11 protein-coding genes are annotated in these 13,418 nt (G+C 45.6%); 7 read left to right on the plus strand and 4 right to left on the minus strand.

What is annotated here, in order from left to right; all coding sequences use genetic code 11:
* Positions 1 to 170: 170 nt before the first annotated feature.
* The gene (locus M0N77_RS07045; protein WP_353104524.1) at positions 171 to 1,634 is read right to left on the minus strand and encodes an NAD-dependent succinate-semialdehyde dehydrogenase; all 1,464 of its coding nucleotides are present in this window, start codon (positions 1,632 to 1,634) and stop codon (positions 171 to 173) included.
* 311 nt (positions 1,635 to 1,945) lie between these two features.
* On the opposite strand from M0N77_RS07045, the gene M0N77_RS07050 reads away from it, so the two are divergent.
* A complete protein-coding gene (locus M0N77_RS07050) occupies positions 1,946 to 2,707 on the plus strand; it encodes an IclR family transcriptional regulator (protein WP_353104525.1) in 762 nt (253 codons plus the stop codon).
* A gap of 26 nt (positions 2,708 to 2,733) precedes the next feature.
* Here M0N77_RS07050 and M0N77_RS07055 read toward each other — a convergent pair whose 3' ends face one another.
* Both M0N77_RS07055 and M0N77_RS07060 read right to left on the minus strand, forming a co-directional pair.
* Positions 2,734 to 3,984 (minus strand): CaiB/BaiF CoA-transferase family protein, encoded by a 1,251-nt coding sequence (locus tag M0N77_RS07055; RefSeq protein WP_353104526.1) that lies wholly within the window; start codon positions 3,982 to 3,984, stop codon positions 2,734 to 2,736.
* A gap of 150 nt (positions 3,985 to 4,134) precedes the next feature.
* Positions 4,135 to 5,337: an acyl-CoA dehydrogenase gene (locus tag M0N77_RS07060; protein ID WP_353104527.1), complete on the minus strand. Its 1,203-nt coding sequence runs from the start codon at positions 5,335 to 5,337 to the stop codon at positions 4,135 to 4,137.
* 204 nt (positions 5,338 to 5,541) lie between these two features.
* Here M0N77_RS07060 and M0N77_RS07065 point away from each other — a divergent pair, with 204 nt between their 5' ends.
* The 3 genes from M0N77_RS07065 to M0N77_RS07075 all read left to right on the plus strand — a co-directional run bounded on the left by M0N77_RS07065 (position 5,542) and on the right by M0N77_RS07075 (position 9,130).
* Positions 5,542 to 6,351, plus strand: coding sequence for an IclR family transcriptional regulator C-terminal domain-containing protein (locus M0N77_RS07065; RefSeq protein ID WP_353104528.1), 810 nt, complete (start codon positions 5,542 to 5,544; stop codon positions 6,349 to 6,351).
* Positions 6,352 to 6,595: 244 nt separating this feature from the next.
* On the plus strand, positions 6,596 to 8,287 hold the full coding sequence (locus tag M0N77_RS07070; protein WP_371834222.1) for an FMN-binding glutamate synthase family protein: 1,692 nt from the start codon (positions 6,596 to 6,598) through the stop codon (positions 8,285 to 8,287).
* A 6-nt stretch (positions 8,288 to 8,293) separates the two neighbouring features.
* Complete coding sequence (locus tag M0N77_RS07075) at positions 8,294 to 9,130, plus strand: phosphodiester glycosidase family protein (RefSeq protein ID WP_353104530.1); 837 nt, start codon at positions 8,294 to 8,296, stop codon at positions 9,128 to 9,130.
* A 33-nt stretch (positions 9,131 to 9,163) separates the two neighbouring features.
* Here the strand turns inward: M0N77_RS07075 and M0N77_RS07080 are convergent, their stop codons facing one another.
* Positions 9,164 to 9,499, minus strand: a complete 336-nt coding sequence (locus M0N77_RS07080) for a hypothetical protein (protein WP_353104531.1) — start codon at positions 9,497 to 9,499, stop codon at positions 9,164 to 9,166.
* Positions 9,500 to 9,721: 222 nt separating this feature from the next.
* Here M0N77_RS07080 and ychF point away from each other — a divergent pair, with 222 nt between their 5' ends.
* The 3 genes from ychF (at position 9,722) to M0N77_RS07095 (ending at position 13,398) form a co-directional block, all read left to right on the plus strand.
* A complete protein-coding gene (gene ychF, locus M0N77_RS07085) occupies positions 9,722 to 10,813 on the plus strand; it encodes a redox-regulated ATPase YchF (protein ID WP_353104532.1) in 1,092 nt (363 codons plus the stop codon).
* Positions 10,814 to 11,163: 350 nt separating this feature from the next.
* Positions 11,164 to 12,579, plus strand: a complete 1,416-nt coding sequence (locus tag M0N77_RS07090; protein WP_353104533.1) for a deoxyguanosinetriphosphate triphosphohydrolase — start codon at positions 11,164 to 11,166, stop codon at positions 12,577 to 12,579.
* Between the two features lie 138 nt (positions 12,580 to 12,717).
* Positions 12,718 to 13,398 carry a TetR family transcriptional regulator gene (locus M0N77_RS07095; RefSeq protein WP_353104534.1) on the plus strand — a complete coding sequence of 227 codons (681 nt, stop codon included), beginning with the start codon at positions 12,718 to 12,720 and terminating at the stop codon, positions 13,396 to 13,398.
* The last annotated feature ends 20 nt before the right edge of the window (positions 13,399 to 13,418 follow it).

Consider the following 13,418-nt stretch of genomic DNA (forward strand, 5'->3'; position numbering starts at 1 on the left):
GTGGTATCTTCAAAGTCGGTATCTAGATGAGTAGAGCGGAGCTGAGTAGTCGTAGTCATAAGAGTATCCTTTTCTTTATTCCTAATTAAAGCCAGTCATTTGCGGTTGAGTCAATCATTTACCCATGAGATTGCGCATCAAAGCGCTATAAAAATTATTTATCGTAGTGATCAGCTAATATCTGAACACCAGTATTTGGTCACCACGTATTCTTCGATACCGTACTTTGAGCCTTCACGACCAAAACCCGATTGTTTCACCCCGCCAAACGGTGCTACTTCAGTTGAGATCAGGCCAGTATTGTGACCGACGATACCGTATTCTAAGCCTTCGGTAACTCGCCAAGCGCGCGCGTAATCACGACAATAAAAGTAAGCGGCCAAACCATAAATGGTGTCATTGGCCTGCTTTATGGCCTCGTCTTCGTGCGTAAAGCTAAATATTGTGGCAATAGGGCCAAATATCTCCTCAGCGGCAATATCCATACTGCTATCGACATCTGTAATGACCGTAGGGTTAAAGCTCAGCTTTGAGGCTTCATTGGTGTCGCCACCTGCTACTAACGTTGCGCCTTTATCCAAAGCATCTTGTAATAAGGATTGCACCTTCTCAAGACCGCCTTTATTAATGAGTGGTCCGATATCGGTGCCCTCCTGCATGCCATCCCCTACTTTTAGCGCTTTGACTTTTTTGACAAAAATAGCTAAAAACTTATCTTTAATACTGTCTTGCACGTAGATGCGATTGGCGCAAACACAAGTTTGACCAGCGTTACGGAATTTGGAGGCAATCAGACCGTCCGCCGCTTTTTCCAAATCAGCATCATCAAAAACGATAAAAGGAGCGTTGCCGCCAAGCTCAAGCGATACTTTTTTGATAGTCGGCGCGCACTGCGCCATTAAGGTGCGACCCACTTCGGTGGATCCGGTAAAGGAGAGCTTTTGGATACGGCTATCGCCCGTTAAGATATCGCCGATGACTGAGGATTTGCCAGTAACGACTTGGATGACGCCTGCAGGAATGCCGGCTTGCTCAGCGAGTACCGCTAACGCTAAGGCAGAAAAAGGCGTTTCGGTCGCAGGTTTGATAATCATAGTACAGCCTGCGGCTAAAGCCGGAGCGGCTTTACGGGTAATCATCGCTGCAGGAAAGTTCCAAGGCGTGATAGCCGCGCAAACACCAACCGGCTGTTTTAAGATGACATAACGTAGCTGGGTTTGCGTGGCTGGTATGATATCGCCATACACGCGTTTGCCTTCCTCAGCAAACCAGCGAATAAAGCTATTGGCATAACCAATCTCACCGCGCGACTCAGTCAAAGGCTTGCCTTGCTCGGCGGTCATTAGTACCGCAAGATCCTCTTTGTTAGCGTCAATAAGATCGGCCCATTTTTGTAATAAACCAGCACGCTCTTGAGCCGTTTTGGCCGCCCAGCTCGCTTGCGCCTCATGTGAATAGGCGACAGCTTGCTCGACATCTTGCTGAGTGAGACTAGGCACCTTACCGATGACTTCGCCATTGAAAGGGTTGACGACCTCGATAGTCGCCTCATCACTGGCCGCGTGCCAGCCGTCTTTGATTAGGCACTGCTCTTTGAGTAGCTCTGGGTTAGATAGTACTAGCGATGATGACATCGTGACGCTCCTTGTCGTTTGGGCAACTAACTCATTTCCCCTATTTATAATAAAAATACCTTCACTACTTTTAGGCTTGATACACATTTGCAAAGTAGATACTTATCAATCCGATTGTTAGTAGTAGAAACGGGTAGTGATAGAAATAATTATTGATATATCTTTATATGTTCATTATATTGAACAATAATTCTATATATAGAACATCATTATAAGAATGAATTATCGTCTATTGCAACCCTTATTCATAAAATTCTTATAAAATAATAAAACTTTACATATCTAATTTAATTCACTTAAATAGGCCATTTATGACCACCACTGCTGTTCCAGCGTTAGACAAAACTTTTCAGATTTTGGATCTTATTACCGAAAGCTCGCAGCCTTTGACCGCCGCTCAAATCGCTAAGCAGCTAGCCTTTGCGCGCAGCTCAACCCATAATATTTTACAAAGCTTATTGGATAAGCATGTCATTCATAAAGACGCCGAAAATCGTTTTCACTTAGGCTCATATTTGCTGTATTGGGCGGGCAAATATGAGCAGCAGCAAGGCGTCATTCATCTCTTCAAAGAGCTCATTGTGCAGTATCCTATCCTGCTGCAGCATACCGTCACCCTATCAAAACTAGACTTAGGCGAGGTGGTGTTTCTTGCTTGTCATGAGTCTCCAGCGCCGCTTGGCTTTACCTTTCGCGCTGGTGTTCGGGTGCCAGCAGTCTTCTCAGCGACGGGTAAAGCTATGCTCTCAACACTACCGATGCAGACCATTAAGTCGCTCTACGAAGACCAATTTCCGCAGCCGATGACTATCCATGGAGTCGATAATTTCGCTGATCTAGCGACTGAGCTTAGCGCTATTCATGACAGTCGTATCTCGCTTGATGACGGTCAGCTCCGCGATGGTATGTACTGCTTAGGCACTTATATTCGTAATGCTTCTGGCAATGCCAGCGTAGGTATGGCGGTTAGCTTTTTGCAAAGAGAGTACGAGGCAAAGCGTCATGAGGTCAGTGCCGCTCTCATCGAGCTTGCTCAGCAAATGGAGCAGCGTTTAGGGTTTGGCGGCGTGTAGCTCGCTTAGTTGGTACAATTAAAAGCTTAGACAATACCATCGGCTTTTAGCTTAGCTATGGTCTCGATATCGTAGCCCAAACTTGCAAGCGTACTGTCGGTATGCTCGCTTAATTTTGGTGGCGGCGAGCGATAGCTAACCGGCGACTTAGACAGTTTAATTGGGTTACCCAAAGCTCGTACCGGACTGCCCTGAGCGCCAAAATCCACAATCATCTCGCGCGCTTTGGCCTGCGGCATTGCCAAAGCCTCACTGATATCATGAATCGGTCCACAAGGTATCCCTGCCTGACTCAAAGCTTTGAGCCAATACTCACGCGGCTGCTGCGCAAACTTCTGTGATAGCTGCTCGCACAATAGCTTACGGTTTGCCACTCGCGCAGGGTTACTAGCAAACCTATCCTCTTGCTGCCAATCTACAGCTAGCACTTGGCACAGCTTAGCAAATTGACTGTCGTTACCGCAGGCTAGGATAAAGTGCTGCGCGCCTTTGCCTGCAAACACTTGATAAGGGACGATATTAGGATGCTGATTGCCCAGTCTTGGCGGCACATTACCGGACGCTAAATGATTCATACCGACATTTGCTAGCATCGATAGCGCACTATCTAGCAGCGCCACATCGACATGCTGACCAAGGCCGCTTTGTTGTCTAGCTAATAGTGCCGCTTGAATACCAATAGTTAGCTGCAAGCCTGCAAATAGATCGACTACCGCCACCCCAACCTTGTGCGGTTCGCCGTCAGTAGGCCCGGTGATACTCATAAGCCCTGATAATCCTTGGATAATATAATCATAGCCTGGCAGATGGGCGTCAGGTCCGGTCTGCCCAAATCCTGTCAATGAGGCATAAATCAGCCGCGGATTGAGCGCTTTGAGATTATGGTAATCAAGACCGTACTTTTTGAGTCCGCCCACTTTAAAATTTTCTACCAAAATATCGCTGTCAGTAGCTAGCTTTTTGATAATGGCCTGCCCCTCAGCAGTAGTAATATCGACAGTGAGCGATTTTTTATTGCGGTTGATAGTGGCGTAATAGGCAGAAGTCTCATCACTAAAAGTAGGCGGCGCCCAGTGCCGAGTCTCATCACCGATACGTGGCCGCTCAATCTTGATAACCTCAGCGCCCAAATCTGCTAATATTTGCGTGCAAGAAGGTCCTGCTAATACTCTAGATAAGTCGAGAACCTTAATCCCTTGTAACGCGCTTTGATGAGTATCAGTAGCTTCACTGCCATTATTATCATTGTTATTGTCATTATTAATCTTGGCTGCCATTATTATTCTCCTTATTCTAAAGCACTGTTGCTGTTTTTAACCTTATGAACCATGACTAAAAACGTACGCTAGCGTTGAGCCTGTTATAGCCAAACTCCAACGTACGTTAGTCACCCTCTAGCTGCCATTTTCTATTTTTGACTTAGCAGCCTAGAAAAAAGCCTGAATACCGGTTTGCGCGCGACCTAAAATTAGCGCATGAATATCGTGAGTACCTTCATAAGTATTGACCGCCTCTAGGTTCATCACGTGGCGGATGATATGATACTCATCAGAGATACCATTGCCGCCGTGCATATCACGAGCGACGCGAGCGATATCGAGCGCCTTACCGCAGTTATTACGCTTAATCAGCGATATCATCTCAGGGGCAGCGTTATGCTCATCCATCAAACGACCAACGCGTAGCGCGGCTTGCAAGCCAAGCGCAATCTCCGTTTGCATATTGGCAAGTTTTAATTGCACCAGCTGAGTGGCAGCTAGTGGACGCCCAAACTGTTTACGATCTAGAGTGTATTGACGCGCCGCCTTCCAGCAAAACTCAGCTGCGCCCATCGCGCCCCAAGCGATACCGTAGCGCGCTTTATTTAGGCAGCCAAACGGACCACTGAGGCCGCGGATATCAGGGAAAGCATTGGCTTCTGGCACAAACACTTTATCCATCACAATCTCACCGGTGATAGAGGCTCGCAAGGAGAACTTACCCTCAATCTTGGGCGCTGATAAGCCTTTCATACCTTTATCTAAGATAAAACCGCGAATCTTATCTTCATCATCTTTAGCCCAAACCACAAACACATCGGCGATAGGACTATTAGTAATCCACATCTTTGTGCCAGTCAGCTCATAACCGCCGTCAACAGCGCGCGCACGCGTAGACATAGACGCAGGGTCGGAGCCTGAGTCCGGCTCTGTCAGACCAAAGCAGCCGACATACTCGCCAGTGGCAAGCTTTGGCAGATACTTCTCTTTTTGCTCTTTGGTGCCGTATTCATGAATCGGATGCATAACAAGGCTTGATTGCACGCTCATTGCCGAGCGATAACCTGAGTCTACCGCCTCGATCTCACGCGCCAATAATCCATAAGCCACGCTTGATAACCCGGCACAGCCATAGCCTTCGATCGTGACACCAAGTAGGCCCATCTCGCCCATTTGCCGCATGATATTGCGATCAAAGGTTTCATTGCGATTGGCTTGTAGGATACCCGGCATCAGCTCTTTTTGAAAAAACTGATGGGCGCTATCGCTGACCATACGCTCTTCATCTGTTAACTGTGTCCGTAGTAAAAAAGGATCTTCCCAATCGAAGCTTGGGCTTTTATTGGTGCGTAGAGTGGTAGGGTGAGACATGTCATGCTCCTTGATCTGTCTGTTGGCTATAATCGGATTGACTCATTATTCAAATTATTACTTGAATTATTAAAACTTGAACGGTGACTTAAATCATTACTTGACTTATTAGTTCCGCTGTGCAAAACTTAGTTTCATAATATAAAACTATTAAAGCAGAATACATCTTCGCTGTAAACCTCAGATTCACGATTAGGTAAAATAATGACAAAAAATTCTCTTTTAGAGCGTATGCATAGTACGCTTGAGCATCATAAAAGTATTGAGGATCGGCAGTTTGTAACTGCTCTTGGACGTGGTTTGAGTTTGTTAGCGGCGTTTGAACAGCAGCAACAATTGAGCCATCAGCAGCTGTGTCAGATGAGCGGGCTACCCAAAGCCACCGTGACTCGTCTGATTTATACTTTGACGGTATTAGGATTTTTGCGCGCCACTACCGGCGGTCAGTATCAGTTAGGCAGTAGCGCGGTAAGGCTAAGCGCAGCCGCTTGGAGTCGTCATGATATCGTAGCTTTTGCCGAACCACTACTGCGTCAATTTGCCAGTGAGCAGCAAGTTTCGGTGAATCTAGCAACAGAGATAGATGGCGAGATGCGCTACTTGGCGTGTTGTCGTAGTCCGGCGCGGCTCTCGGTCAATCTACAAGTCGGCTCAGCAGTCCCTGTAGCCAAGACCGCTATCGGACGAGCTTTTTATGCCACAAGCTCGCCTGCGCGTCAATCCGTCATTCAAACCAATTTACAACAGCACTTGTCGACAGCCGATTATGAGCAAGCGCAAATTATGCTAACGCAGGCGCAGCAGCATTATCAACAGCAAGGCTATACTGTGTCCGATGGCGAGTTCTCCCCTGATATATTGGCGGTTGCGGTTGGAGTTTTTGATATGACCACAGATCGTTACGAGTATTCATTGAATGCTAGTGTCCCGCGCGCAAACTGGGATAGCGATGATTATGCCGCGATGCTAGTGCCTAGATTACAAGAGCTGGCTGAGCGGATTAGGGGCAGCTAACAGCGTATAAACGGCTCACCGACCCATCACAAAATATAAGCCAACGTTAGCACACCGTTACTCAATTAAAATCCACTCATGATATGATCTACGTATAATATTAACGATAAATGATTAACTGATTCAGCTTTTATTTACTGCCATACTTTTAATTTTTATCTTACTGCCGAGCCTTGCCATGCCCCAATCTCGTACCAATCTAAATGCCGAACCCAAAGCGGATTTCCCTTATCTTATTGGCTTAATGCTACGCTACAGTACTTTTTTAGCGGTCGCTTTACTGTTTTTGGCAGGCTTACTGCTAACCAATTGGTGGCTGATTATCATCGCAGGCCTACTCTTGGCTTTGGGTATCTATGATATTATCCAGTCCAAACATGCCATCCTAAATAACTACCCTATCGCTGGTCATATTCGCTATGTACTAGAGGATTTTCGGCCGGAGATTCGTCAGTATTTGTTGGAAGATGATAAAGAACAAGTGCCTTTTTCACGCCAGCAAAGAGCGCTTGTATATCAGCGCGCCAAAAACGTCAGTGATACCAATGCATTTGGCACTTTAGATAACTTGTACGCGCACGGTAAAGAGTGGTTTTTGCAGTCCTCTTTGAGTCATCCTATTATTGATCAAGATTTTCGTATCACCGTCGGCGGTGAGCGTTGTCAGCAGCCGCATGATATGTCGGTATTTAATATCTCAGCGATGAGCTTTGGGAGTCTCTCTGCTAACGCCATTATGGCGCTCAATCAAGGCGCTAAGATAGGCGGCTTTACTCATGATACGGGTGAGGGCGCGATTAGTCCTTATCATCGTAAGTTCGGCGGTGATCTGATTTGGGAATTAGGCACCGGTTATTTTGGTTGCCGTGATGATAATGGCAACTTTGATGCGCAGTCTTTCGCTGAAAAAGCGGTTGATCCCCAAGTCAAAATGATTGAGATTAAACTCTCGCAAGGCGCAAAGCCGGGCAAAGGTGGGGTGCTACCGACTGAGAAGATTACTCAAGAGATTGCCAATACCCGCCAAGTGACTATGGGGCAAGATTGTATCTCGCCTGCCTCCCATACCGCCTTTAATACGCCGCTTGAGTTGGTGGCATTTTGGCAGCAGCTACGTGAGCTATCGGGCGGTAAACCGGTCGGCTTTAAGCTTTGTATCGGTCAGCCTTGGCAGTTTATGGCGATAGTCAAAGCGATGATAGAGACCGATAACTATCCAGATTTTATCGTTATAGACGGCGCTGAGGGCGGTACGGGAGCCGCGCCTGTTGAGTTCATGGATAATGTCGGTATGCCGATGGTTGATGGGTTTTTATTGGTGCATAACACTTTAGTGGGCGCAGGCATCCGCGACAAGATTAAGCTTGGGGTCAGTGGCAAGATCGTCTCAGGTTTTGATATTGCCCGTATGCTAGCGCTAGGTGCCGACTGGTGTAACTCGGCGCGCGGCTTTATGTTTGCCGTGGGTTGTATTCAGTCGCGCTCGTGCCATACCAATACTTGTCCAACTGGCGTTGCCACTCAAGACCCTTATCGCCAAAAAGCCTTAGACGTCCCTAGTAAGGCTGAGCGGGTGGCAAGCTTTCATAAAAACACCCTAAAGTCGCTAGCCAGCATCGTTGGAGCAGTAGGACTTGAGCACCCCAGTCAATTACAGCCCTATCATATCGCGCGCCGCTTAGATGATGGACAAATTAAGCTATTATCGAAGTTCTTTTATTTTGCCGATGAGGGCGCGTTACTCGATCATAGCGCCCGTGCTGATGTCTTTAACCAGATGTGGGTGATGGCAGATGCCAATACTTTCTTGCCTGATAATGATGCACTGATCGCCTACAATAAAGACTCGCGTGATAAAGGTAAAAAGCCTAAATTAAAACCAGAGCATAGCGTCAAAGACGTTACCGAAAATATTAATACCAACTTAAAAGATTAGTTAGTTATGCGCTTTAAAAAAACAGTTAGCACTGCTAATAGTCGTCTTGTTCTATTAGCAAGCTGCTTTGTGGCGATAAGTATAAGCGCGTGCCAGCCTTTTGAGAGTGATTCAGCTCATGCAGCAGAGCAAGTTTGGTCATGTACTACTAAGGATGCGCCTTTTAGTTACAGTGCTTGTGGTATCGATATGCAGGCGCTCATGGCTGATAATTATCAATTAAAGCTTTTTTGGCAAGATGCTAATAAGCAGCCACTACTAACTTTTGCCTCCTTATTAAACACCCTACCCTCGACGCAAACCCTAGCCTTTGCGATGAATGCGGGGATGTACAATGACCGCTACGCACCTATTGGCTATACAGTCATTGCTGGGGAAGAAAAACGCGCGCTCAATCTAAAAGAGGGCGGTGGCAATTTTCATCTGCTCCCTAATGGCGTGATATGGTGGGATCAAACAGGCAAGGTACAAATTACTGAGAGCCATGCGCTAGCTAAGCTCATCGATGACAAGCAAGCAAATATCTGGTACGCCACTCAATCAGGGCCGATGCTAGTGATTGATGGCAAGATTCATCCAAAGTTTAATGCTAAGAGTACTTCAGCAAAGTTTCGTAACGGTATTGGAATTTGTAGCGCTGGCAATGATATCAATATACAGATGGTCAATAGCGATGAGCCAGTGAATTTTTATCAGTTTGCTAAGCTATTTAAAGATGATTTGAATTGTTCTAATGCGCTATTTTTGGATGGCGGTATCGCCTCAGCGCTTTATGCACCCACTATCGATAAACACGATAAAAAAGATATGGGTGTGATGATTGGTGTTCTTGAGCTTAAATAACATAGAGACTAACTAACACAAAGGCTGATTGACTTATTTTTCAGTCTGTAACTGACATAACTCTGCCACTAGCTTATACCAATCTTGCTTTAGACAAAATCTGTAGAACTTTATTTTTGCAGCCACTTTTTTACGATAGAGCCAACTCTTTTGTAATTTAAGTAAATGTCTATTTATACTACTAATGACATATTCTTCGCTAAAGCCTTTATGGTTATTGGCTTTGAGAGTTAATAAGTTACTCATAAACACCGGAGCGACTTCATAAAACAAAATACGCTCGACCTCACTAATTGGCAGATGAGCGACTCGCTCAGCGATGCCTTCATAGCTTATCTCATTATCAATAAACAAATCTGACAATGCCATCCAAACTAACTTTTTATCCGTTACCCTACCCATAGATATACTCAGTTATCGCATTAGTATCGCCCTAATATTATACTAAGACTCAATGCCTTAGCCTAAAATTAGCACATCTATACGCCCCTTAGTAGCTAAACTTTGCTACAATAGCGCCAATTTTTATACTGAATTCGTTTTTATTGCAAATAGCTAACTCCTGCTTTTTTATTATATTGAGAGACCATTATGGGTTTTAACTGCGGTATCGTCGGCCTACCTAACGTAGGCAAATCCACTTTATTTAATGCCTTGACCAAAGCGGGAATTGCCGCTGAAAACTTCCCCTTTTGTACCAAAGATCCCAATACCGGTATTGTCCCCGTGCCTGATCCACGCCTCAAAGAGCTTGCCGATATTGTCAAGCCTGAGCGCGTCTTGCCGACCACAATGGAGTTTGTCGATATCGCAGGCTTAGTGGCTGGTGCCTCCAAAGGCGAAGGTATGGGCAACCAGTTCTTAGCCAATATCCGTGAGACCGATGCTATCGCCCACGTGGTACGCTGCTTTGATGATGACAACGTGGTGCACGTTGATGGCCGCGTCAGCCCTATCGATGATATCGAAACTATCAATACTGAATTAGCACTAGCCGATTTAGAAGCGGTTGAGCGCGCCATTCATAACCAAAGCAAAAAAGCCAAAGGCGGCGATAAAGACGCACAAGCATTGCTTGATGTGTTCAAAAAAATTGAACCGCTGCTAGCGGAAGGAAAAGCGGCACGCGGTGCAAACTTGGATCGCGATGAGAAAAAACTCATCAGAAGCTATGGTCTTATCACCTTAAAGCCAACGATGTATATCGCTAACGTTGCTGAGGACGGTTTTGAGAATAATCCTTATCTGGACGCGGTTCGTAACTACGCGACAGGTGAGGACTCTATCGTCATCGCTTTATGCAATCAGATCGAGTCTGAGATTGCCCAGCTTGATGAAGACGATAAAAAAGATTTCCTAGCTGAGATGGACATGATCGAGGCCGGTCTGGATCAAGTGATACGCGGTGGTTATGATCTGCTCGATATGCAAACTTACTTTACCGCTGGGGTCAAAGAGGTGCGCGCTTGGACGGTTGAAGTGGGCGCTACTGCTCCGCAAGCGGCTGGTGTCATCCACACCGATTTTGAGCGCGGCTTTATTCGTGCTGAAGTCATCGCCTATGACGACTTTATCGAATACGGCGGCGAAAAAGGCGCAGCGGCCGCTGGTAAATCACGATTAGAGGGTAAAACCTATATCGTGCAAGATGGCGATGTGATGCATTTTAGATTTAACGTCTAATCTGTGTAACTAAACTACTTTACTTAACGTCTTAAAATTGTTAGCAAAAGTCAGCCTTGGTGCTGGCTTTTTTTATGTTTGATATCTTTCCTATAGCTTAGCCATCGTTTTATTACAAGACTTCATGGAAATTCTATTTAAAGAATTTCCCTTGCAAAGCTAAAATTGCAATGCAATTTTTTAACGCTTCTCAGAGTGCGCCCCGCGCACCAATGCATAATTTATGTCATTTAAAAGTTAACCCATGTATTGCCATTCCCACTACAAACATTATTAAATAGTATCTACAAATGCTATAAGAGTTTAAGTATCATAAAGAACACTATAAAAATAATAACGGACGATAAATAATGAGTACTTACTCTAAAAAACCAAACAATGCTACGGAGCACTGGGCAAGGCTATTTAATGCGCAGCGTTTAGGGAGTGATAAACAAGCGCCAGTACAAGATAGCGCCCGTACTTCTTTCCATAAGGACTATGACAGGCTAGTGTTTTCGCACTCCTTTCGCCAGCTTAATCAAAAAACCCAAGTCCATCCGCTGACCAATCAGCTCGGCATTCATACGCGCTTGACGCACTCACTAGAGGTCTCTTGTATTGGTCGCTCTTTAGGTATGATGGCGGCAGAAAAACTCGATGATAAATTAGCAAATGGCTTACCTATTGGCGTCTCGCCAGCCGATGTTGGGGTGATAGTACAAGCCGCTTGTTTGGCGCATGATATTGGTAATCCGCCTTTTGGTCATGCAGGCGAGTATGCCATTCGCGATTGGTTTATGCATCCTGAGCGTCGGCCGATATTGCAGCACTTGAGCGCCAATGAGCGTTTAGATATCTTAGCTTATGAAGGCAATGCGCAGGGCTTTCGGCTGTTAGTACGCAATGAGCACCATCCTGATAAAGGCGGTATGCGTCTCACTTGCGCGACACTCGGCGCTTTTATGAAATATCCTTGGTTAGCTAGCCATAGTAATATCATAACTAGCGATGATAACTACGCTATTAATAAGGTAAAAAAGTTCGGTAGCTTTATGAGTGAGTCAGCACAACTAGAGGAGCTAGCAGCCTGTCTGCAGCTGCCGCGCTCAAAGCAGCACGATGGTTTTGCCCGGCATCCTCTAGCCTATTTGTTAGAGGCGGCTGATGATATCTGCTATGCGCTAATAGATTTGGAAGATGGTATTCATTTGGGTATGTTGCCATTTGCTGAAGTGGCAGCAATATTTTATCAGCTGATAGGCGCGCGCCCGACGACTATTAGCTTGCCTACAAATATGTCAGTGCGGCAGCAACTTGCCTCTTTGCGAGCGCAAGCGATGATGCGCCTAGTCAATACCGTAACCGATGCTTTTGTGACCAATAGCGATGAGCTGCTCGCCGGAGAGCTTAGCGGTAGCTTATTTGCGTACTCTGATAGCGAAGTACAAAACGGTATCACTCAGGCCAAACAGTTGGCTCGCGAGCGTATATTCAACCACCCGAGTAAAGTACGCATGGAGCTGATGGCAAATCAGTGCTTGCATCGTCTGCTCGATGCGTTTATGCCACTAGCTTGGACGGGGCTCAACAAGACTCCCAAACCATTTGAGCAGCAGCGCTTATTGAGTCTGTTGCAGCCACACCTTAGCGAGCAGCAGCGCCAACTATCGACCAATATTTATCACAATATTCTTAATATCTTAGACTTTATTACTGGCATGAATGATCACGAAGCTTATCGTTTAGCGCAGGAGCTACAAGGTCATTGGGGCACTATGGTCTAAAAGAATAGTTTAAGAGAGTGGTTTGAGAAAAGCTCTAAGAAAATATTACAACCTCAAACACTATAAGCACGGATTTTATTCGTATTTTTGCTTTGAGATAGGTATCATAAACAACAACTCAACCATATTAGATACATTATGAGCAGCCGCGAACAAAAAAAACTGCAAACCAGACGGGCTTTTTTTAATGCCGTATTAGATATTTGCATGACAGGACAGTCTTTTAGCTCGATTAGTCTTCGTCAAATCACCCGTGAAGTCGGCGTAGTACCGACCGCTTTTTATCGCCACTTCGATGATATGGAATCACTGGGTAAAGCTTTGGTGATAGAGGAGCTTGGCGATACCCTAGCCGCGCTAAGTGAAAATTTGCATATTGGCAAAACCCGTAGCTTTGAGCGCCAGATTGCCAAGAGTATTCAGCTGTTTTTGCAGATGGTCAGCGAGCAGCCTTACTACTGGCAGTTTTTGGTCAGTGAGCGCTTTGGCGGTTCTGAGGCGGTACGCAATACTATCAATAAACTGATTAAGCTGCATGTACAAAGCTTAGCTGAGGATTTGGCCTTGCAGCCGGCTTTTAATCATATCAATGACTATGATCGCCGCCTGCTTGCCGATGCGGGTATTAATATGTTTTTTTCTTGGATTATCGATTGGCTGGAGCTGACCTACTCTGAGGATCATGATGAAGAGGCGGATCTAGCGGACATTGAGCGCAAAAAGCAACTCATGCAGCATAACTGTACGCGGCAAGCGCAAATGCTGTTTTATGGCGCTTATAATTGGAAATCTAGTGAGGAGACTTTACTGGATGAATAAAAAAAATGTAAATTAAATAC

It is taken from the genome of Psychrobacter sp. AH5, assembly GCF_040371085.1.
Classification (GTDB): Bacteria; Pseudomonadota; Gammaproteobacteria; order Pseudomonadales; family Moraxellaceae; genus Psychrobacter.

Excerpts from the sequence above, each read along its gene's own strand:
- M0N77_RS07045 (WP_353104524.1), bottom strand. The coding sequence starts at position 1,634 with ATGTCATCATCGCTAGTACTATCTAACCCAGAGCTACTCAAAGAGCAG.
- M0N77_RS07050 (WP_353104525.1), top strand. The coding sequence starts at position 1,946 with ATGACCACCACTGCTGTTCCAGCGTTAGACAAAACTTTTCAGATTTTG.
- M0N77_RS07055 (WP_353104526.1), bottom strand. The coding sequence starts at position 3,984 with ATGGCAGCCAAGATTAATAATGACAATAACAATGATAATAATGGCAGT.
- M0N77_RS07060 (WP_353104527.1), bottom strand. The coding sequence starts at position 5,337 with ATGTCTCACCCTACCACTCTACGCACCAATAAAAGCCCAAGCTTCGAT.
- M0N77_RS07065 (WP_353104528.1), top strand. The coding sequence starts at position 5,542 with ATGACAAAAAATTCTCTTTTAGAGCGTATGCATAGTACGCTTGAGCAT.
- M0N77_RS07070 (WP_371834222.1), top strand. The coding sequence starts at position 6,596 with ATGCTACGCTACAGTACTTTTTTAGCGGTCGCTTTACTGTTTTTGGCA.
- M0N77_RS07075 (WP_353104530.1), top strand. The coding sequence starts at position 8,294 with ATGCGCTTTAAAAAAACAGTTAGCACTGCTAATAGTCGTCTTGTTCTA.
- M0N77_RS07080 (WP_353104531.1), bottom strand. The coding sequence starts at position 9,499 with ATGGCATTGTCAGATTTGTTTATTGATAATGAGATAAGCTATGAAGGC.
- ychF (WP_353104532.1), top strand. The coding sequence starts at position 9,722 with ATGGGTTTTAACTGCGGTATCGTCGGCCTACCTAACGTAGGCAAATCC.
- M0N77_RS07090 (WP_353104533.1), top strand. The coding sequence starts at position 11,164 with ATGAGTACTTACTCTAAAAAACCAAACAATGCTACGGAGCACTGGGCA.
- M0N77_RS07095 (WP_353104534.1), top strand. The coding sequence starts at position 12,718 with ATGAGCAGCCGCGAACAAAAAAAACTGCAAACCAGACGGGCTTTTTTT.